Annotated in this window: 20 protein-coding genes; 8 read left to right on the forward strand and 12 right to left on the reverse strand. The window is 35.7% G+C overall.

Translation table 11 applies throughout. The annotated features are described in order from the left end of the window. Positions 1-64 precede the first annotated feature (64 nt). Positions 65-793: an elongation factor P 5-aminopentanone reductase gene (ymfI, locus tag CPHY_RS18740; RefSeq protein ID WP_012201609.1), complete on the forward strand. Its 729-nt coding sequence runs from the start codon at positions 65-67 to the stop codon at positions 791-793. A gap of 273 nt (positions 794-1066) precedes the next feature. Here the strand turns inward: ymfI and CPHY_RS18745 are convergent, their stop codons facing one another. The 4 genes from CPHY_RS18745 to CPHY_RS18760 form a co-directional block, all read right to left on the reverse strand. Beyond that, on the reverse strand, positions 1067-2551 hold the full coding sequence (locus CPHY_RS18745) for a M20 family peptidase (protein ID WP_012201610.1): 1485 nt from the start codon (positions 2549-2551) through the stop codon (positions 1067-1069). Between the two features lie 141 nt (positions 2552-2692). Then, a complete protein-coding gene (locus tag CPHY_RS18750) occupies positions 2693-4750 on the reverse strand; it encodes a YgiQ family radical SAM protein (protein WP_012201611.1) in 2058 nt (685 codons plus the stop codon). A gap of 536 nt (positions 4751-5286) precedes the next feature. Beyond that, positions 5287-6090 (reverse strand): AAC(3) family N-acetyltransferase, encoded by an 804-nt coding sequence (locus CPHY_RS18755; protein WP_012201612.1) that lies wholly within the window; start codon positions 6088-6090, stop codon positions 5287-5289. 136 nt (positions 6091-6226) lie between these two features. Then, complete coding sequence (locus tag CPHY_RS18760) at positions 6227-7753, reverse strand: glycoside hydrolase family 43 protein (RefSeq protein WP_012201613.1); 1527 nt, start codon at positions 7751-7753, stop codon at positions 6227-6229. A gap of 194 nt (positions 7754-7947) precedes the next feature. On the opposite strand from CPHY_RS18760, the gene CPHY_RS18765 reads away from it, so the two are divergent. Further along, positions 7948-8676, forward strand: a complete 729-nt coding sequence (locus CPHY_RS18765) for an SDR family NAD(P)-dependent oxidoreductase (RefSeq protein WP_012201614.1) — start codon at positions 7948-7950, stop codon at positions 8674-8676. 279 nt (positions 8677-8955) lie between these two features. Here CPHY_RS18765 and CPHY_RS18770 read toward each other — a convergent pair whose 3' ends face one another. The 3 genes from CPHY_RS18770 to CPHY_RS18780 form a co-directional block, all read right to left on the reverse strand. Further along, entirely contained in the window at positions 8956-10194 is a 1239-nt protein-coding gene (locus tag CPHY_RS18770; protein WP_012201615.1) for a cation:proton antiporter, read from the reverse strand. Next, positions 10191-10802 carry a TetR/AcrR family transcriptional regulator gene (locus CPHY_RS18775; protein WP_012201616.1) on the reverse strand — a complete coding sequence of 204 codons (612 nt, stop codon included), beginning with the start codon at positions 10800-10802 and terminating at the stop codon, positions 10191-10193. The genes CPHY_RS18770 and CPHY_RS18775 overlap by 4 nt, the downstream gene beginning before the upstream one ends. A gap of 590 nt (positions 10803-11392) precedes the next feature. Continuing rightward, positions 11393-12604 carry an amidohydrolase family protein gene (locus CPHY_RS18780; RefSeq protein ID WP_012201617.1) on the reverse strand — a complete coding sequence of 404 codons (1212 nt, stop codon included), beginning with the start codon at positions 12602-12604 and terminating at the stop codon, positions 11393-11395. 149 nt (positions 12605-12753) lie between these two features. Here CPHY_RS18780 and CPHY_RS18785 point away from each other — a divergent pair, with 149 nt between their 5' ends. Beyond that, the gene (locus CPHY_RS18785) at positions 12754-13578 is read left to right on the forward strand and encodes a MerR family transcriptional regulator (RefSeq protein ID WP_012201618.1); all 825 of its coding nucleotides are present in this window, start codon (positions 12754-12756) and stop codon (positions 13576-13578) included. Positions 13579-13679: 101 nt separating this feature from the next. On the opposite strand, the gene CPHY_RS18790 is transcribed toward CPHY_RS18785, so the two are convergent. From CPHY_RS18790 to rplM, 5 genes are all read right to left on the reverse strand, one after another. After that, the gene (locus CPHY_RS18790) at positions 13680-14168 is read right to left on the reverse strand and encodes an SHOCT domain-containing protein (RefSeq protein ID WP_012201619.1); all 489 of its coding nucleotides are present in this window, start codon (positions 14166-14168) and stop codon (positions 13680-13682) included. 143 nt (positions 14169-14311) lie between these two features. Further along, a complete protein-coding gene (locus CPHY_RS18795) occupies positions 14312-15163 on the reverse strand; it encodes an alpha/beta hydrolase (protein WP_012201620.1) in 852 nt (283 codons plus the stop codon). A gap of 228 nt (positions 15164-15391) precedes the next feature. Then, entirely contained in the window at positions 15392-15895 is a 504-nt protein-coding gene (locus tag CPHY_RS18800; protein WP_012201621.1) for a chloramphenicol phosphotransferase CPT family protein, read from the reverse strand. A 270-nt stretch (positions 15896-16165) separates the two neighbouring features. Continuing rightward, positions 16166-16558, reverse strand: a complete 393-nt coding sequence (gene rpsI / locus CPHY_RS18805) for a 30S ribosomal protein S9 (RefSeq protein ID WP_012201622.1) — start codon at positions 16556-16558, stop codon at positions 16166-16168. A 25-nt stretch (positions 16559-16583) separates the two neighbouring features. Then, positions 16584-17018 (reverse strand): 50S ribosomal protein L13, encoded by a 435-nt coding sequence (gene rplM / locus CPHY_RS18810; protein WP_012201623.1) that lies wholly within the window; start codon positions 17016-17018, stop codon positions 16584-16586. A 466-nt stretch (positions 17019-17484) separates the two neighbouring features. Between rplM and CPHY_RS18815 the strand changes: the two genes are divergently transcribed. From CPHY_RS18815 to CPHY_RS18835, 5 genes are all read left to right on the forward strand, one after another. After that, complete coding sequence (locus CPHY_RS18815; RefSeq protein ID WP_012201624.1) at positions 17485-18825, forward strand: sensor histidine kinase; 1341 nt, start codon at positions 17485-17487, stop codon at positions 18823-18825. A gap of 8 nt (positions 18826-18833) precedes the next feature. Beyond that, positions 18834-19532, forward strand: a complete 699-nt coding sequence (locus CPHY_RS18820) for a response regulator (RefSeq protein ID WP_012201625.1) — start codon at positions 18834-18836, stop codon at positions 19530-19532. Between the two features lie 278 nt (positions 19533-19810). Then, positions 19811-20923: an FtsX-like permease family protein gene (locus CPHY_RS18825; RefSeq protein ID WP_012201626.1), complete on the forward strand. Its 1113-nt coding sequence runs from the start codon at positions 19811-19813 to the stop codon at positions 20921-20923. 126 nt (positions 20924-21049) lie between these two features. Beyond that, positions 21050-21733, forward strand: coding sequence for an ABC transporter ATP-binding protein (locus tag CPHY_RS18830; protein ID WP_012201627.1), 684 nt, complete (start codon positions 21050-21052; stop codon positions 21731-21733). After that, positions 21730-22872, forward strand: coding sequence for an ABC transporter permease (locus CPHY_RS18835; protein ID WP_012201628.1), 1143 nt, complete (start codon positions 21730-21732; stop codon positions 22870-22872). The genes CPHY_RS18830 and CPHY_RS18835 overlap by 4 nt, the downstream gene beginning before the upstream one ends. The last annotated feature ends 210 nt before the right edge of the window (positions 22873-23082 follow it).

The raw sequence follows: 23082 nt of genomic DNA on the forward strand, positions 1-23082 counted from the left end.
TATAATAATTACGATTATCGATAAACTAAATAAAAATTCGATATAGAAAGGAATTGGAGCGAAAATGAATAAAGTTGCTCTTATTACTGGCTCCTCTCGAGGCATCGGAAGAGCTATTGCTTTAAAATTTGCAAAAGAAGACTATGCCGTTATTATAAATGGCTCAAAGGAATCAAAGCAACTAGATTCTTTGCAAGAGGAAATCCTATCCCTATCTGTTCCTTGCCTTAAATTTGCCGGAGATATCAGTGATTATCACGTGGTAGAGACATTGTTTAAAGAAATCAATTGTCAGTTTGGTAGACTTGATGTACTTATCAACAATGCAGGTGTTTCACACATAGGTTTATTCACAGATATGACACCAGAGGAGTGGACAAGGTTACTTCAGATTAATTTTGTTTCTGTTCTTAATACCTGCCACTTGGCGGTTCCTATGTTTGTATCTAAAAAAAGTGGACGGATTTTAAATATCTCCTCCGTATGGGGAAATTGTGGAGCTTCTTGTGAGGCTGTTTACTCCGGGACGAAGGGTGCTATAAATTCATTTACCAAAGCACTTGCCAAAGAATTAGCTCCAAGTAACATTCCAGTGAATGCCCTCGCCTGCGGCGTAATTAATACTGAGATGAATCAGTGTTTTTCCGACGAGGAACGAGAAGCGCTGTGCGAGGAAATTCCAATGGGACGAATGGCGACTACAGAGGAAGTTGCTGATACAGTATTTCGTCTTTGTGAAGGAAGTGCATACCTAACCGGGCAGGTGATTACATTTGATGGTGGGTGGATATAAAATTTCATTGATGGATGTGACATATCTCTTTCAATCGCGACTGTTTAGAAAGGCATCACATAATAAAAAGGCTGCGTATTCGGTTATATCTGATACAGCAGCCTTTTAGTATATGTTTACAAGAATACTCCCCCATTGCTTCGGCGGGAGATGAACTAATGTGATGGGAGCATGTCACTCATTCCCATACTTGTATTTTTTCTACTCGAGACCTACCTGCCAAATAAATTTCTTCCTATAAAAAGAATTTATCCACAAGATAGCCTACATTCATTACATGTTATAAACAATCTCCTTATAAAAATCCACCGCCTTTGATAATACCTCTACATTAAGATTCTCATTGAGGCCATGAATACTTGCAAATTGCTGCTTATTAATATAAAGCGGAGCAAAGCGAATGCAGTTGTTGCAAATGTCGCTGAAGAATCTTGCATCTGTTCCAACTGTCATAACATATGGCACAACCCCTACGTCTGGAAATAACTTTTCAATTGCTTTTTCCACCTTAACAAAAGCTTCTCCTTTGAAGTCAACTACCGGACGTGGATAATCCTTATGGATAACCTCCGTCTCAAGATCATATTCTTTCGCAAATTTGGTTACAAGTTCAATGCTTTCCTCTGTTCCTTGATGCGGAATAAATCTCATGTTGGCAGTAACGTATGCTTCTTGTGGTAATACATTCAGCCCATTCGAACCTTTTGCAGTGGTAAATGCCATCGTTGTCTGAAGTAAAGCTGATCCCGTCGAATTAATTCGTCTCATCACTCTCTTAAATAACGGACCAAATAACCAAAGATTAGCAAACACAAGACGAAGACCAAAACCAGTATTCGGTGCCAATCGATGAAACATTTCTTTTACTGTAGGGTTAAATTCTTTACGGAAAGGATTTCTCTTCTCCATCTTAGTCATAAATTTACCAAGACGAACCAATGGAGTATTTCTACCTGGTGCACTTGCATGACCACCATTACTTCTAGCAGTAAATTTAATATCACCATAACCCTTTTCTAATACTCCAACCATTGCATATAGACCTTTTACACCACCAAGCGGCTCTTCTATAATCATACCACCTTCATCTACAAGCATCGCTAATTTAATTCTACGATGCTTTAAATATGCCACGATGGAAGGGGCTCCATCTCCAGAAAACTCCTCCGTGCAACTACTAGCAATATAAACATCACCTTCCGGCTCATATCCACTATCAATTAATTCTTCTACTGCTTGTAAAATACAACTAAGGCTTCCCTTCGTGTCTACAGTTCCTCTTCCCCAGATAACACCATCCTTAATCAATCCGCTGAATGGATCCTGCTCCCAAGTTCCCGTTGCTTCCACAACATCTTGATGACTCATAAGTAGGATCGGCTCTGCATTTCCTTTTCCTTTCAGACAGAATAGAAGGTTCCCATTCATTTCATGCTTTTCACACTTTTTATGTACAGATGGATATAACTCTTCCAGTACTTCATGCAACTTATAAAATTTTGCAATATCATTGTCATACCGGTTTGAAATTGTTTCACACTGAATCATCTTAGAAAGCTTCTTCGCATACTCCATGGACCTGTTATCTTTTGGATAGTCAATGGATGCAGTCTTTGCAGACGTAGGTTTTAATATCAGTGCTCGAATTACCGCAATAATAAGTATAAGAAATATCAGTGTTACTATAAGGAGAATTCCCTTACAAAGAATGCGATACACTGCTTCCCCTATAAAAAATAAAAATGCAGAAAAAACCATAGTTACAACCTGCCTTTCTAAAACAAGAAAAAGCTCGCTTCGTAAACTTTCCTTGTAATCAATTTTTATGTAATTATAGGATACTTACATAAACAATAAGTTAATTCTTTATGTAAGCATCCCATATTAATATAAAATATCTTATTTCTTCTTATGCGTATTTCGAATCGTTTTACCGTATTTTTTATTCTCTGTTTTTCTGCCTTCAAACCGGTTTAATTCACTACTTTGTGCACTTCTTCCGGCCTTACTTCCAAAGCCACCTCGTGAACCCTTATTTCCTTTACTACTTCCATTTTTCTCTCTACCATCGCCTGAATTAGAAGCTCCTCTTGCACCACCTTTTCTCACAGAATTCTTTCCTGACTCAGAAGGTCTGCTTCCGAACTTATCCTTATCCATATAATTTGGTCGTATTAGACACTTTTTATCATAACCAATTAAGTCGGTGCGATTTGCTAAGGTTAAAGCCTCTACTACCAAGTTATAGTTCTTCGGATTACGATACTGGATTAAAGCTCGTTGCATTGCTTTTTCGTGCGGAGACTTTGGCACATACACCGGCTTCATGGTACGAGGATCAATGCCGGTATAGTACATACAGGTCGAAACCGTGGATGGAGTTGGATAAAAATCCTGTACTTGTTCTGGCATATATCCGATATCTCGTAAATACTCAGCTAAAGCAACTGCTTCTTTCATCGTAGAACCAGGATGTGAAGACATCAGATAAGGAACAACAAACTGTTTCTTTCCTAATGTTTCATTTGTCTTTTTATAACGGGTAATAAATTTTTCATAGACAGAATTTTCTGGTTTACCCATCATAGAAAGTACAGCGTCTGAAATATGCTCTGGAGCAACCTTAAGCTGGCCACTCACGTGATTTTCACATAATTCCTTCATAAAAGTATCGTCTTTATCCTCAATTAGATAATCAAAACGGATACCCGAACGAATAAATACTTTTTTCACCTTTGGAAGCTCTCTTAGCTTCTTTAGTAAGGAAAGGTAATCGGTATGGTCAACCTTTAGGTTGGAACATGGTTTTGGGAAAAGACACTGTTTATTCAAGCATACCCCCTTTGTATTTTGCTTTTCACAAGAGGTATGACGAAAATTCGCGGTAGGTCCACCAACGTCATTGATATAACCTTTAAACTCAGGATCCCAAGTTAAAAGAGTTGCTTCGGATACAATGGATTCATGGCTTCTTGTTTGTATCATTCTTCCTTGATGGAAGGTTAATGCACAGAAATTACATCCACCAAAGCAGCCTCGGTTACTAGTTAAACTAAATTTAAGTTCTTCAATTGCTGGAATTCCTCCCTGTTCTTCATAAGAAGGATGGTAATCACGCATATAAGGAAGAGCATAAACACGATCCATCTCGGATTGTGAAAGTGGCTTCGCCGGAACATTTTGTACTACATAATCACCTGATTCATAACCTTCAACAAGGCATTTTGCCGTAAATGGATCTGTGTTTACATACTGAGTATAAAAACTTCTTGCAAATACTTCCTTATCTCTCAGAATGTCTTCGTAAGATGGAAGCATGACTGGTTCATATACGGAAGATAAATCTCTTGTTTTATAAACGGTACCAGAGATAAACGTAATGTCCTTTATGGCAATTCCGCTATTTAAAGCATCCGCTAATTCAACAATAGAATGTTCCCCCATCCCGTACGAAAGGACGTCCGCTTGGGAATCAAGTAAAATAGATCGTCTAACCTTATCACTCCAATAATCATAATGCGCTAGTCTTCTTAAAGATGATTCGATTCCTCCAATGATAATCGGAGCATCTTTATATACCTTACGAATTAAATTACAATACACTATCGTTGCTCGGTCAGGACGAAGGCCAATCTGTCCGCCAGGAGAATAGGCATCTGTTGCTCTACGTTTTTTCGCAACAGAATAATGATTTACCATGGTGTCCATATTTCCACCACAAACTAAGAAGCCAAGTCTTGGAGTCCCTAGGATTTGAATGCTGTTTTCATCTTTCCAATCTGGCTGTGCAATGATACCAACCTTATAACCGTTACTTTCAAGCACTCGGCTGATAATTGCTGGGCCAAAGGATGGGTGATCAACATAAGCATCTCCGATGACGTAGACAAAATCGCATTGTTCCCAGCCTCTATTATTCATATCTTCTCTGCTTATTGGCAGATAATCTTTACTCATCTTAACCTCTTTCTAACGCATACTTTAGCGCATCAATAATTTCATCGAGCTAACGCTTTGAAATTTGCTATAACTTCCTATCTATAACTGTAAATTAATTCGAAATCTATCTATATTCCTTATTAACTTAATAGAAAATAAGTTATCATCTTTTTACATTCGTCTTTGTATAGGTACTTTCTTCTTTAAATAACTACATCAACTCACTATAACACGAAAAAGCTGTCGTTTCAAGGAGGGATTACTACCATAATACTCACATTATTAAGAAATAATTTATTGATATTTTCTTCTTTTTATTAATCAAATTAACTTATAAAACAAGAAAATCACGTTACGCAAAGTGCTTCCTTGCATTGAATAAAAATGAGGGCATTCCATTATCCTTATACAATATAATCTTGTTTCGGATAATAGGAGCCCTTTTCTTTTTTATTACCTATTTATTATTCTGTTTCTTTTTATTCTGTTTCTTTTTATTTTATTTCATACTACAGTAACAATTAGCACTATCTTTTTCCCATTAACAACTAGCACTATCTTTTAAGTAAGTTGTCTAGTTCTTCTACCGGAAGTGGAATTGGTGTCTCATCAATACATAAATCAAAATCACAATGATTTGAAATTGCCATCATAATATCAGCACAGCCCTTTGCATCGCATATCTGTACCTTAGCATTTCCTAATGTTCCATAGGATAGAGCTTTGCCATAATAAAAATAAGGCTCAAATTTCACATAATTCTCTGATATATGACTACAGTAAGGATTATAGTGAGCATGAGATAAACGTTTTGTTATGGTTCCATCTTCGTTTCGAATCAATAATTGTTTCACTTCTGATAATCTTTGTGGAATATGATTGATTTCCTCGACTGCATGAAGAAACGTATTTCTCTCCTGACCTACTCCTATGAGTAAAATCTTTGCATTTTCCTGGTATAGTCTTCCCCAACATCCATCCGGTGATCCTGGCGTATCACTATGTTCTTCACCCTTAATGTATTCCTCTGAACGTTTGCCAAAAGCAACCATAGAGTGAGTTGGATGGTAAGATCTCTTTCCAAGAGGATGAGATGCCGCTATATTAGGAAGTGTTCCAATACAGGTTGTCGGATTCATTAAATCAAGTGTAGGTTCCTTCTCATTTATAAATGCCCAGGTATGTGTAGGGATTAGCAAAAGTCCATCCTTTAGGTACTCAGTAAAAGCTTTTATAATACCTTCCGCACCATTTTCAACTTCACCAATTGCACGAAGTGATGTATGTACCATTACAGTATCTGTCGGTTTGATTTGTAATTCTTCAATTTCCTTTATCAGTTGATTGATAGTTCGCATCTGTATCCTCCATTTAATTTAACTAGTATATACCTTATCCTTTGTTTCGAATATCATAACATAGATAGGAAGGGCCAGCAAGCGAATGTATTAATTGTAAATAGTTAGTCCCTCTCCTTACGATTCTTTCTCTTATTTACTCATAGACAAAATTCTGAAAGCATGCAACGCCTCCATATTGTTTCGTTGAATAATTAAATAATGCGAATCGACAGCCTGCAAAATGATCTAACTTAAAATATAAAGAATGTACGATACCAAGTTGTTCAAAACCATTTTCAGTTAGATAATAAAACTTTGCTTCATCTTTCTGATTCATAAAATCAACCGAAAGCTTAAAGGTGACTTCGTGGCTGTTTACTGGAATTCTAGCATACTCTATGCCATGGGCGTTTTCCGTTTCCGCCTCTAAAGAAGTATTCGTTGCCTCCCTAGCCTGCATACAGATATAATATTCTCCATTCTCACGCGTTAAGGCTATCATGCCAAAGCATCCCTGTAACGCTCCAATTCCAGCATAATCACCATCGTTTAACTCTGCTCCGTCCACAGTGACAAAAGCAGCACAGTTAGGAAATCTCATTCGCTGTGTTAGGGTATTATTCGCCTGTGTCATATCCTTAGAAAGTTTTTGAGTACGGATACAATAGCCATTCTTATTTTGATCAATCAACCATGCTTTAGAGTCAGGTTCATGATTCCACTGCCAAAAAGATTTTAGTTTTCTTTCTCTTATGTCGTTGGAATCATAAACAAAATCGTCACTTCCTACTAGGGGCTGATAGGTATACTGAGGCTTAAGACTACTGGTTGTTATCATTTTTGGTACCTTACCATCTTCACCAAATACCGGATAATCATTCACCCATGTCACTGGTACTAATACCGGAATCCTTCCAACCGCTCCCCTATCCTGAAATAAAATGGCATACCATTCTCCATCTTTCGTGTCAACAATTCCACCCTGTGCTACTCCCAGGTTTCGATACCCCATATCATCATTTAATATATCTCCGCCAATAAAAGTACCATCTAAGGAGTCTGAAACAAAGCAAGCCTCAATTCGTTTCCATTCCTTTGCATCCGAATGAATAAGAAATATGTAGTATTTGTTATGTATTTTATAGATATGTGAACCTTCATAGCCAAGCATTGGGTTCCAGTCCTCAGAAATAATCATACGATGAAGCCCATTCGGTTTAGGACCTAAAAGATCTTCTCTTAATTCTGTTATATATATTTGTTTATTCCCATAAACTATATAAACTCTATCATCATCAAAAAGAAGAGATGCATCATGATAAAAACCCTCCACTTGCTGTTTCTTCCACGGCCCTATTACCTGTTTTGAAGTATAGAGATAAGTTTTTCTAGTATCATTTGCTACAAATAAGATATAAAAGAATCCTTTGTTATAACGAAGTGTAGCAGCCCACATGCCTTTCCCGTATATATTTTCCTCATCCTGTAATCTCTGAGCTGGTGTACTATCCAAAACCTCATAAACATAAGAGGCATGTTCCCAATGAATCAAATCATAAGAACGCAAGATCTCACAACCTGGCATGAAATGCATCGTTGTACTCACCATATAATACGTGTCATCAACACGGATTACATCCGGATCCGGATAATCCAAACGTAGAATCGGATTAGTTTCCATATAAGTCCTCCTTTAAAGTATTCACTCATTAATCAAAATGATAGTAAAACATGAATGCTATTGCAATAGGTTTATACGATTTATTATGATATTTTTTATATCGTTTTGTGATTGGGTTTGCTATACTTCTTTTATATAAGACAGATTTAATAAATAGAAAGGAACCGCCGCTTGACGGCGGAATGGAGAATGATATGATTAATGTCAATGGCCGCTGGGCTCTCATCACCGGTGCTAGTAGAGGTGTCGGATATCAAATCGCCATATTTATGGCAAAGCAAGGATGCAATCTTATCTTACATAGCCGCTCATTAGAGCATACTCATGCAGTATTAGAAGAAGTAAAAGAACTTGGTGTCAATGCTTATTCCGTAGCTGCCGAATTGTCAAACCCGGATGAAGTTAGACATATGTTAGAAGAAATTGATGCCCTTGGTGTCGAGGTATCTCTTGTCTTTAACGATGCAGGTGTGCAAGTTGCATACCGCACTGAGTATTTCAAAACCCCGGTGGAAGATTTCACTTCAAGCTTTATGATTAATACCATAGCACCTGCTATGATTTGTTATCATTTCCTTCCAAAGATGATAGAAAAAGGGTTTGGCCGAATCCTTAATACAACAAGTGGTATTCAAAATGAGCCTCAACAAGCCGGATACTCAGCAAGTAAAGCTGCTCTTGATAAATATACTAAAGATTTAGCTTCGGTGGTAGAAGGTACCGATGTTTTAATAAACCTAACTGATCCCGGTTGGTGCCGTACCTCTCTTGGCGGTCCGTATGCTCCAAATTCCGTAGAATCTGTAATACCAGGTATCGTTGTTGGTGCCTTCGTAGATGATAAAAGAAGCGGAAGATTATTTAATGCACAATCTTTTTGCGATATGAGCTTAGAGGATGCGGTTAAAGAGGCACAAGAATGATTAATAGATAATTTTGGATTTCAAATGTTTTTTTATTTTCTAAGTTTTATTTATTAGGTTTTATTTATTGGGTTTTATTTTAATTAGATTCATTTTAAATTTAAAGAAAGTTTTACATCATAGCTTATTATGCTATGATGTAAAACTTTTTTTTATCTCTATTATTTATTACCTATCATCTTTCTTTTCGCTGGCTCTAAACGTATTCTATAATATTTAAAAAAATCTAATCTATTACTATATATAGTTTAAGCATGTTAGTGTTAAGAAATTACGGCGTTAACCATTCGTAGCATCTACCTTTTTATTAAACTCACCTGCCCACTCAAATCCTTTCTTAGCAATGATCACAGCAATTATCTCATTAATAACTGCCGCGGCGGCAATCGTACCTTGTATAATTTTCGCACTCTCTGGCGCAGGTGTAGATAGAACGGAAACTGCTATTCCTGTAAATACTAGTGATACCCCCGAATGTGGTAACAGCGTCAGTCCTAAATATTTTTTTACTGTGTCTGGCGACTTTGTAATACTGGCACCAAACAATGCTCCAAAATATTTACCAAATGCCCTTGCAAGAATATAGATAGCAGTAAATAAACCTGCTCCCAAAATTAAATGATAATCAAGAGGCGCCCCAAGATTTAGGATTACAACAATCATTGAGAGTCCTAAAATCGGATTAAAACTCTGCATAATTTGTTCCAGTCTCTCTTCTGACATCATATTAGCGAAGGTAGCGGAAAATGCCATACCAATTAGCATAAAATTTAACACTGGTTTGGGCATTATATAGTCATTAAATATAAAGCCAACTGCTGACGCAATCAATAAAGTTACAATGAGTAATGCAATTGTTGCTGGGGCATTACGCTCTTTCTTTAAAACAAATCCAGCAAATAAACCTGTTACAACACCAATTACAAGTGGCAAAAGAACCACTACTACTATCAGATAAGCAGGTAATTTTTTCTCAGAAATATTTGATGCTATAATTGATATTGTTGTAAAAAATACAACCACACCAACCATATCATCAAGAGCTGCCATTGGTATCAGTGCTTTGGTTACTGGTCCATCCGTTTTAAATTCTCTTACAATAGAAAGTGCTGGTGCTGGCGCAGTTGCTAAAGCAATACCACCAAATATAAAAGCAAGGTATAAAGGAATACTTGAAAAATAAAAAACTATTCCAAATACCAAAGATACAATAAGAAAGGTTCCAAGCGACTGAGTCAGTGTAGTTATGATAATAGACTTTCCGGACTGCTTAATTTTCTTCCAAACAAGCTCAGTACCAATCATTAACCCTACAGCACACTCTAGAATGTGCACCATTGTCTGATACCAATTGGCATCAAGGACCTCTAAATTCATAAGTGAGAAAGCATGAGGCCCAAGTATCATTCCAGCAATAAGCCAACCAAGTATTGCTGGTAACTTAACTTTAGAAACTAGCCTACCAATAAAATACGCAATTACAATTGCTGCTAATAATCTTAATAATAAAATTATCATTCTTTTCCCTCCTTCGCGATACCATAGAGCATCAAATCAAGTATTTTGGCAAGTTTCGTTTCATGTGCATCTATAAGTGCAGTGTAATCTTCATTTTGAAAAACTCCATATTGAAATAAACCATGAAACATATTCTGCACCATGCTGTAATACTCGAGCGCCTCCTGTTCGGTAACACTATCCCTCAAAGTTAATTTTGATAGCGCCAAACGGTAGATTTTGATATTCAATTCATCAAAATCTTTTTTTAATTCTTTAATCTCCTCTATTAAATGTTTTGGTGACTGTAAAACCGATTCAAAAAAGATTCGAGCGTACACTGGATGTTCTGAGAAGAAACGAAATCGCAATTCCATATACTGATGCATATCACTATTAACGTTTTGCTCCTGTAAATATGCCGTTATCATATCAAAACATCTTCTAACGCAAATCAAATAAATCTCATCCTTACTCTTAAAATTATGATAGATAAGACCTTTGGAAATTCCATTATCGTTGCATATATTATTTAGGGATGCCCCTTCGTATCCTTTTAAACCAAATTCTATGATTGCAGCATTAATTATCTTTTCCTTTGTTAATTCAGTTTTTTCCTCTTTCTTCATTATGCACCTCTTTCCTCGTTGTTATTATAAGTAATTTAATACTTAGGATTACTAGGTCATAAGACTACAAACTGACAAACTAACTTCTCTTTGCTCTAGGAAGTTTGCCTACAGTTAATTATTGACCATCTAGTCTGTAATTATTTTATCAGTTATGGACTAGATAGTCAATAATATTTTTACTTGTTTATAAATAGTATACTGTTAAAATTTTAATAATAAAAAATCCCACAGAATATAGACTGCAGGATTGTAATGTAACCTATTTTTTGTAACTGTCATTTAAACCAAATCCCATACTATGGGAAAACCATAAAATAATATAATAGCAACAAGAAAAAGCTCGACTCGTGAACTTTTCCTGCATCTGCATCTTGATCGCTGTTCCTGATACGTAAATAGCCATAGCATAGCTAGGACTAGTGTGACTGCCTGTCGCACAAAATGCCAGCCACACAAGTGGCTGGCATAAATAAAATATAGTTTAAACTAATCTCTCTAGATTATTAGCTATGTTTCAGAAGAACTTTATATTGAGCTACTTTTGAAATTTCACTCAGTCCATAAAATACTTTATATTTACTTAGATTCTATTTAAATTCTCCGGATACACATTCTCCTTCAAATAAAACAACTCTTTCAGGGCAAACTCTTCCTATTAAGTGGGCAGAAGTCTCTGCCTTTACAAAAAGAATATTTCCTTTATCTCCGACCTTAGGCCAAACCATATTTCCTTCTAGATCAAGAGGGGTTATGCCATTTGTAACAAGTCCTAAAGCCTGTGATAAGGAAACTTCATCAGTCATAGAAAAACATTCCGCCGCGCGACTTGCTCTTTCGATTAAGTCTCCCGATCCAAATGGGCTCCAGTGGTCATTAATATTATCATTAACTATATTTACCTTAACACCGTAACTTTCTAGCAATGGAATGGATAAAGCCTTCATCCCAATCGGAACGGTTGTATTAATTGCTATATTAGCCTCTTTTAAACGTTTTAAAGTAGCTATTACTACATCATTCGATACATCTGCAAGCGAAAATGCGTGACTTATTTGTACTTTTCCCTGCATATTCGTAGCAATCGTATAGTCAATGATACGATTGATTTCAAAAATACCTAAAGTACCTCTATCATGTAAATGGATATCAATTTCCTTCTGATATTTGGTTGCTAAATCAAACGTAATCTTTAATGATTTTTCAATGTCTCCATCAATTGTTGCTGGATCTACACTACCTATAGTTGTAACAGCCTCATCTTCTAATGATTTGCTTAATAAACCTAGTTCTTCTGTAACTACTGTTCCATGCTGTGGAAATACTACGATTTCATACTTTAATTTATGTTTGTTTTGTTCAAGAACTTCTTTGATAGCAGTAACATTATCTAACCCAATTACAGGGTCTACGTTCGTTTGTACACGTAAAAACGTTGCACCCCTACCTGTAATCAAGTCTATTAAGGCTTGTGCTTTTTGCGGTGTATCTGCAAGAGCATCACGTAAAAATCCTCTCTCTTCTTCAATTCTTTCTGCAACACTATGCATTGGTACTACAGCATGCCATTTGCCACCGTAATGACCTTTATCCAAGTGAATATGATTATCCATAAGGGTCGGTAATGCCAAATACCCTTTTGCATCAATTACATCTTTTGCATCTTCAGGAACTACTGACGTAATTTCTTTGATACTGCCATCTTGAATGAATAGACAAACTTGTTCTGTCTTTGTTTCCATTGTATCTTTTACAATTTCTTCTCTTCCTATCTCAAGAAGCACATTCTTAATCCAACCCATTCCTATGTTACCTCCAATTCTAATTTGCCTTACGTAATGTAATACTTTTATTATGGTTTGTATAAATTTCACTTCATAACCATTGTATATTTTAATAACTACATGTAATATAAAGTATGGAGTAGCTCCATAGTCAAGGGGGAAATTACATGGATGAGAATAATATGAACAAAAATAATATAAAATCCTTTACCACCGGAGAATTTGCTAAGAGATTTGGGATCAAAAAAGATACTCTCTTCTATTATGATCGGATTGGTTTATTTCATCCAGCCAAGGTAGGGGATAACGACTATCGGTATTACACATTTGAACAACTTGATGTCTTCTGGATGCTTCAATCTTTAAGAGAGCTTAACTTTCCAATTAAATCATTAAAAAACTATGTAAATGATCCCTCCCCGCAAAAATTAATTGATCTTTCGAAGGAACAGCTAACCCAAGTAAAAGAAGAAATAAAAAAGCTAGAGCAGATACAGTGGTTATTAAGTAATATCGTAGACTATACCGAGGAGGCACTTAGTGCACCTTTAGATGAATTCATTGTAAAAACCCTTCCTGATGAAACTATCCTATACAGCAATCCACTTCCTTTAAGAGAAGAGCTGAATACTGATGAGTGGTTTAACTTAACGGATCAGTTTTTAAAAGAGGCAGAACTAAAAGGCCCTGCTTACGCAGGTTCTATCATAAACCAAAAGGATATTGAATCTGGAATTTATGGGAGAGTTGGCCGGCTTTTTGTCCGAAGGAATGACGCGAAATCTAAAATAAAGCCAGCAGGACTTTATGCAATAACTTACCACAAAGGGCCATTTGAATTGCCGAAGGAACTTTATGAGCCATTTCTGCAAAAGATTAAAGAACAGGGATTAACGATATGCGGTGACGCGTACGAAGAATATCTTTTAGATAAGTTGGCAGTTCAAGACACCGATGATTTTATGATAAAAATTAGTATTGCGGTTTACTGATTGGACTTAGTTTTAAAGAGAAATCCCCAAATATTGTGAACATATTTGGGGATTTGCTATTAAAAAGACTTCGCATATTTTCGCGAAGTCTTTTGGGTTAATTATATATCTAATAATTGTTTTTTCTTTATATCATACTCTTCTTGTGTAATAGCACCTGCGTCTAATAATTCCTTCATTTTTTTCAAATTATCAAGTTTCAAATTATCTTCTACAAGTTTTTCTTGTGATTTTTTCTCTTCCTCAACTTTCTTTTTCTGTTCATTTACCATATCTTTTGAACGTCCACAAGCACATGTTCCCGTATAACTTGGATTAACTCTACCACACTGACAATTCCAACCATCATTGCGAAGCATTCTTTTCCCGCTTTCTTCTTGTGCCACTTGACTAAGTAGCGAAGATGCTTGATAATCATAGCTGCTATGGCACTCTGGTTTTGTCAAAGCAACAATTAGCGCTATAAAGCCAAAGAAAAAACCCCACCAAAACCAATTTTCATCATAACCTTTGTTATTAACAACAGCATCTGTCGCAAATCCCCAAATAACGCCCTGAATAATAAATCCTACAAGCCATCCAAACCACATAGTAGCACCTCCACCATAATATTGTTTATTATCTCATTAAATGCTATTTTTGTCTATAAAATCGCATAAATTCTTCCAATTATTCCTATCGTATTTCCTGCGAATATTTCTGCCATTCAATAATTTCAAATACCTTTTTTCTATTAATCTTCATCATAGCAAAAGTCTCTAATTATTTCTAAAACCTCCTCCGACCAAAAAGCATTTCCGTTATGCCCCACGCCCTCTAGTTCATAATATTCAACTGATTTCTTTTTATCTTTTAATGCCTGATACAGATTTCTACTGTGCTCTACGGATACGATACAATCCTGATCTCCATGCAATAGAATCACGGGCGGCAACGGTAGGCTCTCTCTTATATACATTTCACAGGATGCTTGCTTTGCAAGCTCAGGATTTTCCTCTACTCGTTCAACTCCCAACAATTCTGCAGTAGGTCTTTTCTTCATCCAAAATGGTAGCTGTTCCTTCTGGCATAACATTAAATCAGATGGTGCTGCTTGAGCAATAACACCTTTTATTTCGTAATCCTTCATACCTACTGTTTCTGGTCCCCACACACCATTTGCCTTAGTAAAAGCTGTCATCAATGCAACGTGACCTCCTGCAGAATGTCCAGCCAAAAATATTCGCGAAGGATCTATATGAAATCTCTGAGCGTTCTCAACTAAATAGCATGCTGCTCGGTGTATATCTTCAATAGGCGCTGGGAAAATAGCAATATCGCACTCTCGATGCTGCACCATAGCAATCACAATTTCATGCTCTGCCAATTTGCATACCTTTGGTATGTCATTGTACATTTCCTGTCTATGCCATGCAGCACCAGGCACATATAAAACAACCGGATATCTGGTGTCCTCTTCCCATTCTCTTCGGTATGGAATAATTAGCTGAAGTTTTCGCTGACATCCATCAATATTGCAATACAATTCTTCTGGCGCATATAACCATTCTGTTTCATTATATGTTACTGATATTTTTTTCAACATTTTGTCCTCCCACAAAAATTATTCTGTTTTCAATTTTAATATGTATTTCTAGCTAATTAAACTACAATGTACTACCCCTACTATTTGCAAGGGTCTTGTAATATCCGTATTCTGTTTTGATTATCTCTTTGAGAACTTTCAACCCTTGTTTTAAAGACTTGCGATCGTTTTTGTTCTCTGTATGTACTCTACGCAAACTATCTGCTATTTTTCAGTTTGCTTGACTTATTAATCACAAAACTTTAGTATTAGATCTGCACATTCCGCCACAGAAAGTCTGCTTGTATCGATAGTGTAATTGTAGGTAATGTTCTTTTCCATGATTTCCATCTGGATCTCTGACTTGTTCTCGGCTCTATCACCACACTCAATATTTCTCTTCCTACATATCTCAAGAGGGCAATATACTTCCACGATCTGTAAAGGATAGCCCTCAAATATTTGCTTCAGTTTTTTATAATGCTCCTCAAGCCCTGGAAGATTCATAATTAATCCGTCAATCAATACATCTCTTCCTTGACTCGAAAAACCGCATGCAGCATAATACATTGCAATAATTGCCTCACTGTAATGCGTCCCTTCATCTACTGCCCATTCAGGTATTGTTTCTTCAAAAAGATCATACGACAATGCATAATATAATTCACCTTCACGCGTAAAGATTTCGTTTACGATAGATGTTTTTCCTGTACTAGTAACACCGTTTAAAAATATTATTCTCCCTTCTCTCATAATGTTTTACCTTTCTATTAAAATACAATAATGATCTTTTCATTATTCATTTTATTCTTTTACATATTTTATCAAATTTTATTCCATAATTCTACACCAACAGCTATAATAAAATTTTAGTAAAATTATGTTTAGAAAAATGTTCTCTACTTGTCTTCATTTACATTTATTTTTATTATTTCGTGTTATTTCTCTATTTTTTTATAATAAAAAAAGCCTTGCAAACACTGTATTTGCAAGGCTTTTGAATATATTGCATAATATTTCCAATTATCTCTTGGAGAACTGTGGAGCACGACGAGCTGCTTTTAAGCCGTACTTCTTTCTTTCCTTCATTCTTGGATCTCTTGTTAAGAAACCTGCCTTCTTTAATGCTGGACGGTAATCAGCATCTGCCTGTAAAAGGGCTCTGGAGATACCATGTCTGATAGCACCTGCCTGACCTGTAAAACCACCACCATGAACGTTAACAAGAACGTCGAATTTATCAGCTGTCTCTGTTAATACAAGTGGCTGACGAGCGATAAGCTTTAATGTCTCAAGACCGAAATATGCATCCATATCTCTTTTATTTATTGTTACTTTACCTGTACCAGGTACAAGGTAAACTCTAGCGATACTACTTTTTCTTCTACCAGTTCCGTAATATTTTGCTTTAGCCAATGTTATTTCCTCCTTTCAGTCCGAATTAGTATTTGATTTCAAGTACTTCTGGTTTCTGAGCTGCATTGTTGTGCTCTGGACCAGCGTATACGTGTAATTTGTTTAACATAGATCTTCCTAAAGGTCCCTTTGGAAGCATGCCTTTCACTGCAAGAGTGATAACATCTTCAGGCTTCTTTGCTAACATTTCTTTTAATGTAGTTTCTCTTACTCCACCTGGATAATCAGAGTGGCTGAAGTAGATCTTCTGATCCATCTTCTTACCTGTTACCTTAATCTTGTCAGCATTGACAACGATTACGTAATCACCTGTATCGATGTGTGGTGTATAGATTGCCTTGTTCTTACCTCTTAAAACTTTTGCGATCTCAGAAGAGAGACGTCCTAATGTATGTCCTGTAGCGTCAACTACATACCATTTTCTTTCAATAGTTGCTGGACTTGCCATAAAGCTTTTCATTGGTTTACCTCCTTAATATAATTTCGTATTTTATTAAGCGGACCTTCATAATCCGCTTTGATGTTTCGATTCGCTAAACGCCCCTATTTCATGGCTTTCAGACCATTTGCGGTTAATTTAAGTCACTTCGTGTATTATATAGTACAAAATAGTTGGTGTCAAGCAGGATTCTACTGATTTTTTTGTAAATTTGAAAATTTTCTGATTTGATGTGCTAATTAGTCACATTGGAAATGACTAATATCAATACACTAGAATTATTCGAATTTTCAGAGTTAATTACATATTCGTAGTATAGTATAAACCTATAATTGCAGTTTTACTTTTCGTCAGTTATAATTAGAAAAGGAATGTTTTTCCTCTCAAATCAAAAGAATGTCGAAACAATTGTCCACAACACTTATTACTAAACTCTTAAACTTATAAAGGAGATATCAAGTGAACTCTTTTCCTTGATTATTATACCATGTCATTAACTAATTTTATAAAAAAAATAGATGTAAACCAAGAATCTATGATGGTATATAATTTAAAATCCAATATCGATGAAGTATTTACCACAGTAGTAGCTCTACTTCTGACTATTGTTAGTATTTTTCGTCAAGCTGTTTTTCCTATTGCTGTCATGATTGGATGCGGTAGTTATTTCTTATTACGCAATATTTACCGTTATGAAGATTGCCCAGATAGAAAATTACTCTATCTTTTTTTCCTATTTATAAATTACATAATACTCACAATGATCGTACCAAACCATTCTATCGTACTTTTCATAATTCCTATTGTATCTCTTTTACCAAGTAATGCTTTAAAAATTTTATGGTTTCGCTATAGTTATTATTTCCTTCCGATTCTTTTATCACTATTAAATTACCTCGTGTGGTATCCAACTTACTATAAAAAGGCTGGTAAACTTAACCCTGCTACCTACTTAACCTTCTTTGGTTCTCTGATTCTTATTGAGCTATCACTCTTAATCTATGCTAAGTTAAGAACGGCTTATTATTATATCCTCTATAAGGATGCCAACATGAAGGATGCATTAAACCATACAGCGATAGCAAAACTATCGGAACATAATCTAAACCAACGTCTAGCATTACAAAATGCAGTGATTGATCGAAATGCTAGATTAGAAGAGCGAGAGGCAATTGGACGTACCATTCATAATGTGGTTGGCCATACAATTACGTCTGCTTTAATAACTTTAGAAGCTGCCGAACTTTTAGCAAATCAAGACAGTGAACTTAGCAAAGAAAAAATAATGATTGCGAAAGAACGCTTAGGACAAAGTCTTACCACCATCCGCCGTGCGGTTCGCCTTGTAGACAATGCCAATACCTCAATTCCTTTGACTGATCTTTTTTATACCATGACCTCTACCATACAGGAATTTACCCAAGACACCTCGCTAAGAGTGCGTCATAACATTCAGATAACAAATGAGAAGGATACTTCCCTTAATAAATATGCTCAATTTTCCATAGAAACCAAGCATGCAGAGTTTCTTCATGGTGCAATTTTGGAATGTCTGACCAACGGGCAAAAACATGGAAACGCTACCGCATTTTTAATTTTAGCTACAATAGAATATTCCATTCTTACAATTAGTGTATCAGATAATGGTAGTTCTATGAAGCAATTAACACCAGTAGAACAGGAAAGGTGCCTTCTGCAGGGATATGGACTTAAAAAAATAAAAACTTATCTAGAAAATATAGGCGGTGAGTTTTCATTAAATTATATGGATGATTTTTGGGTTGTTATGAAGTTACCATTGCTCACCGAAAAATCAATGCAGAAATGAGGGAAAACATGAATACCAAATATAAAGTACTGCTTGTAGATGACGAAACTCTTTTATTAGAGAGCTTAGAAATCATTCTAACCTTATCAGAAGAATATGAGATCGTCGGCAAAGCCCGCAATGGTTTGGAAGCCCTAGAATGTATCAATCATATTGTGCCTGACTTGGCTATGATTGACCTTAACATGGAGACGATTGGTGGGCTTGAATTAATACGAAATATCCGAAACCAGTATGATTCTATGAAAATTTTAGTACTAACAACCTTTTATGATGAAAGAAATATTACTCTAGCTATGCAATATGGAGCAAATGGTTATTTATTGAAAGATTCCGGACGTAATGCGATTCTTACCGCACTATTAAATATCCGAAATGGTCAAAGCGTAATTGACCAGAAAGTATTAGAAACCTTGACCAAGCTAATCTCTGATAAGAAGTCTTCAAAAAAATCAAACACGATAGCTTCTTTAACAAATTTGGATTCACCTCAAAACATAATACTCCCACTTTCAGAGTTAACCAAGAGAGAGCATGAAATATGTGCAATGATAGCAGAAGGTTTTACTAACTCACAAATTGCAAGTTTTCTCTATATATCAGAAGGAACCGTAAAAAACTATATCTCTTCTATCTATGATAAATTACAGATTCATGACCGTGCTGCTCTTGCCGTCGCACTAACCAAGACTAACAGAATAATTTAATGACATATAATTGATGAAATTAGATCAAATCAGTTAATGAATGGTTCAAAGCACCACTGAAATAAGATAATTAGGATTACAAACACCGAAAGATGAAAGTAATTTAAGTTTCATTACACCATATAGAAATTCATAAACCTCACATACCAGGATTCGCAAGCATCTTAAACTGGCTATAAACCATGACTCCAGTCATGGTTTTTTATGACTATCTCTACTCCAAATATTATCTTAAATACAATATGATAGTTCTATAAAATTAGTAAAGGAGCTCGCCAATGATTACAAAGCAAAGCCTTTCTCCATTCCCCTATATCAAAAACAATCGAAAGAGAATCTTAGTACTTATCCTAAGCTTTGGTTTCTATTTGACTATGATTTACGGGGTACAATATATCTTTTCCTCCACAACATATACCTTTGAACAGCTATTAGCAAATCAATATCAAAAGGCTCCTTTCCTTTCAGCAACAGAGGATATGTCCCCAGAGGAAAAACAAGAAGAACTACGTAGCGTATGTGACCAGTTTAATCGCTATGAAGAAGTTTCGATTGCCTTCCCTGCTTCCTATATAGATGGAGGACGTATCAAAACAACAATCGGTTATGAGTATTTCGATTATCCAATCACAGAGGCCAAATATATCCCTACGTATCTGTCCCATTTTAATGCCAAACTAATTGAAGGAAAAATTCCTACGGAACCCGGAGAGATAATTGCAGATCAAAAGTATATGAGGAATAATCAATTAGAACTTGGAGAGGAAATCATCCCTGGATTTCACATCGTTGGGATTGTCAAATCCGATTACTATTTGTTAATTGGGGTAAATAAGCACTTTTATAATTATTACGTCCATGTTCTGATGAAAAATACTACAGTTCATTTTGAAACCTTATGTGAAGAAATAGGCATACCTTTTTCATATAATGTCAATACATATGAAACTGGTTTGGCTAATGTCAGCATAGACGCAGGTAACAGTTTACAACTTTGTACCAATTTAATTTTTATAATTTCAACTGTTGTCCTATTTTTATGCCTACTTGCTGTAATACAAATGTATTTTCGTGACCGTAATGACGAATGGTGTCTTTATCATTCTCTCGGTTATTCTATCCATAGTATTTATAACCTTGCGATGAAAGAGCTTCTTCTTATCCTAGGAGTTTCCTGTATCTTATGCCTCGGACTTCTTTCCTTGTTTCTACCATTATTTTATAGGTTAGCTATCTTACCAAATGGTCTTCTTATTCAATATTTTCATCCTGATGTCATCCTTAAGATGATTGCAGTTATTGTTCTATTTCTAGGAATGTGCCAAATACCATTGACACACTCCCTACACCGAATAAAAACAGTGGATATTTTAGATGAGGAGTCTATATAATACGAAAAGAAATACACGGGGGAATGTGCATCCCTATGAGAAAAAGACGCTTCGCGGAACATTTCCTTGCCATAAATAAAATCACATGTAGATCTCGTACTAACACCCAATTGAAAGGAGATTTTTATGTTTCATCTTGATGATGTTACTCTAATTTATGATATTGATAAAACAAATAAGGTTTATGCAATTAAAAATATTACAACTACATTTCCAGACCATGGTCTAATCGGTATTATTGGACCAAGTGGAAGCGGCAAATCAACTTTAATGTACTGTATGTCCACCTTAAAGAAGCCAACCTGTGGTGAGATCCTCTATCAGGAAAAGGATATTGCTATTTCCTATACCAATATGAGCAAGAAAGATCAGGAACAACTTCGTAAAAGTAAATTCGGTTTCGTCTTCCAGAGACATTTTTTAATTTCCTATATGAGTGCACTGGAAAATGTTATTGTTGCGGCGAATTGCTCGAAAGGTGAAGCTATGTCCCGTGCAAAGGAGTTGCTTCAAAAACTTGGCATAAAACAATCTGAATTTTCAAAAAAACCTCATCAATTATCCGGTGGTCAGCGTCAACGTATCGCAATTGCAAGGGCTATGCTACACGAACCAAGTGTATTGTTTGCTGATGAACCGACTGCTTCCTTAGATCATACTACTGCATTTGCAACTATGGATTTACTTTTAGAATACGCCAAGAAGCATCTTGTACTTATTATTACTCATGATGGATCCATCTTAAAAGACGCTGATCAAATTATTGAAATCTGGGATGGTAGTATTCTTGACAGGGAGGCAACCATATGAAGCCGTTCTCTGCCATATTCTATCTAACTAAAAATCGTTTGCGATCTGTTTCACTTATCTTAATGATAACCGCCACTACTCTTTGCTATATTGGAGGTATCTATGTATATTCTATGGAGCATCATTTTCACCGTGAGATAAGACCTTATCGTGATTTTGCTATGATGTATCAAAATTATGGCTGTACTCAAAATGATTGGGACCTCATGGTGGATAAATTACAATCCTTACCCTCCGTCACTTCTCTCATGCCAGTGAATAGTTCTCCTAGAATCCGCTATACGAATGAAATTTCCTTTCGAATATCTCAAGGTGTTATTGTATTTACCTCAACAAAGGACTTAACCACTATGAATCAGATAACGCAACTTGTTAAAGACAGCAATGATTTACCACAGGATGGAGAAATCATCTTAAGTGAAGGATTAGCAAGGAACACAAATATTAAAGTTGGCGATATTTTAACTTCGGGCGGAACTCTGTTTTATTTTGATACCCCTCTTAAGGTCAAGTACATCTATCCTTCTCTTGACTACTCTGCCTATGCAGTAGACTCAACTGCTATCCCAACTAGTCTGTTCATTCTTCGAGAAGGTGATATTGTAGAGCCTTCAGGGCAAGAGAAGCTATCCGGTGAAACTGCTTCAAGACAGCGATTTGCAGACGATCTAAAGACCTTGGATATCCCTAATGTAATGTCTCTCACCACATATGAGAATCAATATGCTGATTTAAAAAATCAGATGCCTATTTATTATATGATTTTTTATTCTGTCGTTATCCTAATCTCTATCGTACTAGCTATCACGATTAATGCCACTCTCATTGAAGCCTATGGTAAGAGAAAAAGTGAATTCAGCATTTATATGGCAATTGGTATTCCAAGGAGCAAAATAGTTTGTAAAATTCTAAAGGAAATAACTCTCATAAATCTTATGGGATTAACTACTGGTTTGATATTAATTCATATTATTTTATTTGTTCTAAATCAGCTTGTATTTTATCCTAGAGGGCTTGGATTACCTTATTTTGCATGGTGTGCAGCGATTGCTACCTTATTATGTGATTTCTTTGCTATTATGCCTAGTACCTTATTACGAATTAGGAATATAAAGCGGTATGATATTACAGAATACTAGAGACCGCGGCATTATCATTAATAATAGTAGAAGTGTTAAAAACTTGAAAAGAAAAGTACAATTAAATTCATAAAATTATTTAGTAAGAATTATTTGAATCTATTTTTTGCAGTTGTTTATATAAGAATAAGCCACAATTCGAGACTTTTTCTAAGCTTTAAAATATTCCCTTGTTTAAAAAAAAGCTTTATGAACTTTCCCTTTTAAAAA

This window comes from Lachnoclostridium phytofermentans ISDg, assembly GCF_000018685.1.
Classification (GTDB): domain Bacteria; phylum Bacillota; class Clostridia; order Lachnospirales; family Lachnospiraceae; genus Lachnoclostridium; species Lachnoclostridium phytofermentans.

Bases quoted from the DNA above. Each gene is read 5' to 3' on its own strand.
- ymfI (WP_012201609.1), top strand. From the start codon at position 65: ATGAATAAAGTTGCTCTTATTACTGGCTCCTCTCGAGGCATCGGAAGA.
- CPHY_RS18745 (WP_012201610.1), bottom strand. From the start codon at position 2,551: ATGGTTTTTTCTGCATTTTTATTTTTTATAGGGGAAGCAGTGTATCGC.
- CPHY_RS18750 (WP_012201611.1), bottom strand. From the start codon at position 4,750: ATGAGTAAAGATTATCTGCCAATAAGCAGAGAAGATATGAATAATAGA.
- CPHY_RS18755 (WP_012201612.1), bottom strand. From the start codon at position 6,090: ATGCGAACTATCAATCAACTGATAAAGGAAATTGAAGAATTACAAATC.
- CPHY_RS18760 (WP_012201613.1), bottom strand. From the start codon at position 7,753: ATGGAAACTAATCCGATTCTACGTTTGGATTATCCGGATCCGGATGTA.
- CPHY_RS18765 (WP_012201614.1), top strand. From the start codon at position 7,948: ATGATTAATGTCAATGGCCGCTGGGCTCTCATCACCGGTGCTAGTAGA.
- CPHY_RS18770 (WP_012201615.1), bottom strand. From the start codon at position 10,194: ATGATAATTTTATTATTAAGATTATTAGCAGCAATTGTAATTGCGTAT.
- CPHY_RS18775 (WP_012201616.1), bottom strand. From the start codon at position 10,802: ATGAAGAAAGAGGAAAAAACTGAATTAACAAAGGAAAAGATAATTAAT.
- CPHY_RS18780 (WP_012201617.1), bottom strand. From the start codon at position 12,604: ATGGGTTGGATTAAGAATGTGCTTCTTGAGATAGGAAGAGAAGAAATT.
- CPHY_RS18785 (WP_012201618.1), top strand. From the start codon at position 12,754: ATGGATGAGAATAATATGAACAAAAATAATATAAAATCCTTTACCACC.
- CPHY_RS18790 (WP_012201619.1), bottom strand. From the start codon at position 14,168: ATGTGGTTTGGATGGCTTGTAGGATTTATTATTCAGGGCGTTATTTGG.
- CPHY_RS18795 (WP_012201620.1), bottom strand. From the start codon at position 15,163: ATGTTGAAAAAAATATCAGTAACATATAATGAAACAGAATGGTTATAT.
- CPHY_RS18800 (WP_012201621.1), bottom strand. From the start codon at position 15,895: ATGAGAGAAGGGAGAATAATATTTTTAAACGGTGTTACTAGTACAGGA.
- rplM (WP_012201623.1), bottom strand. From the start codon at position 17,018: ATGAAAAGCTTTATGGCAAGTCCAGCAACTATTGAAAGAAAATGGTAT.
- CPHY_RS18815 (WP_012201624.1), top strand. From the start codon at position 17,485: ATGTCATTAACTAATTTTATAAAAAAAATAGATGTAAACCAAGAATCT.
- CPHY_RS18820 (WP_012201625.1), top strand. From the start codon at position 18,834: ATGAATACCAAATATAAAGTACTGCTTGTAGATGACGAAACTCTTTTA.
- CPHY_RS18825 (WP_012201626.1), top strand. From the start codon at position 19,811: ATGATTACAAAGCAAAGCCTTTCTCCATTCCCCTATATCAAAAACAAT.
- CPHY_RS18830 (WP_012201627.1), top strand. From the start codon at position 21,050: ATGTTTCATCTTGATGATGTTACTCTAATTTATGATATTGATAAAACA.
- CPHY_RS18835 (WP_012201628.1), top strand. From the start codon at position 21,730: ATGAAGCCGTTCTCTGCCATATTCTATCTAACTAAAAATCGTTTGCGA.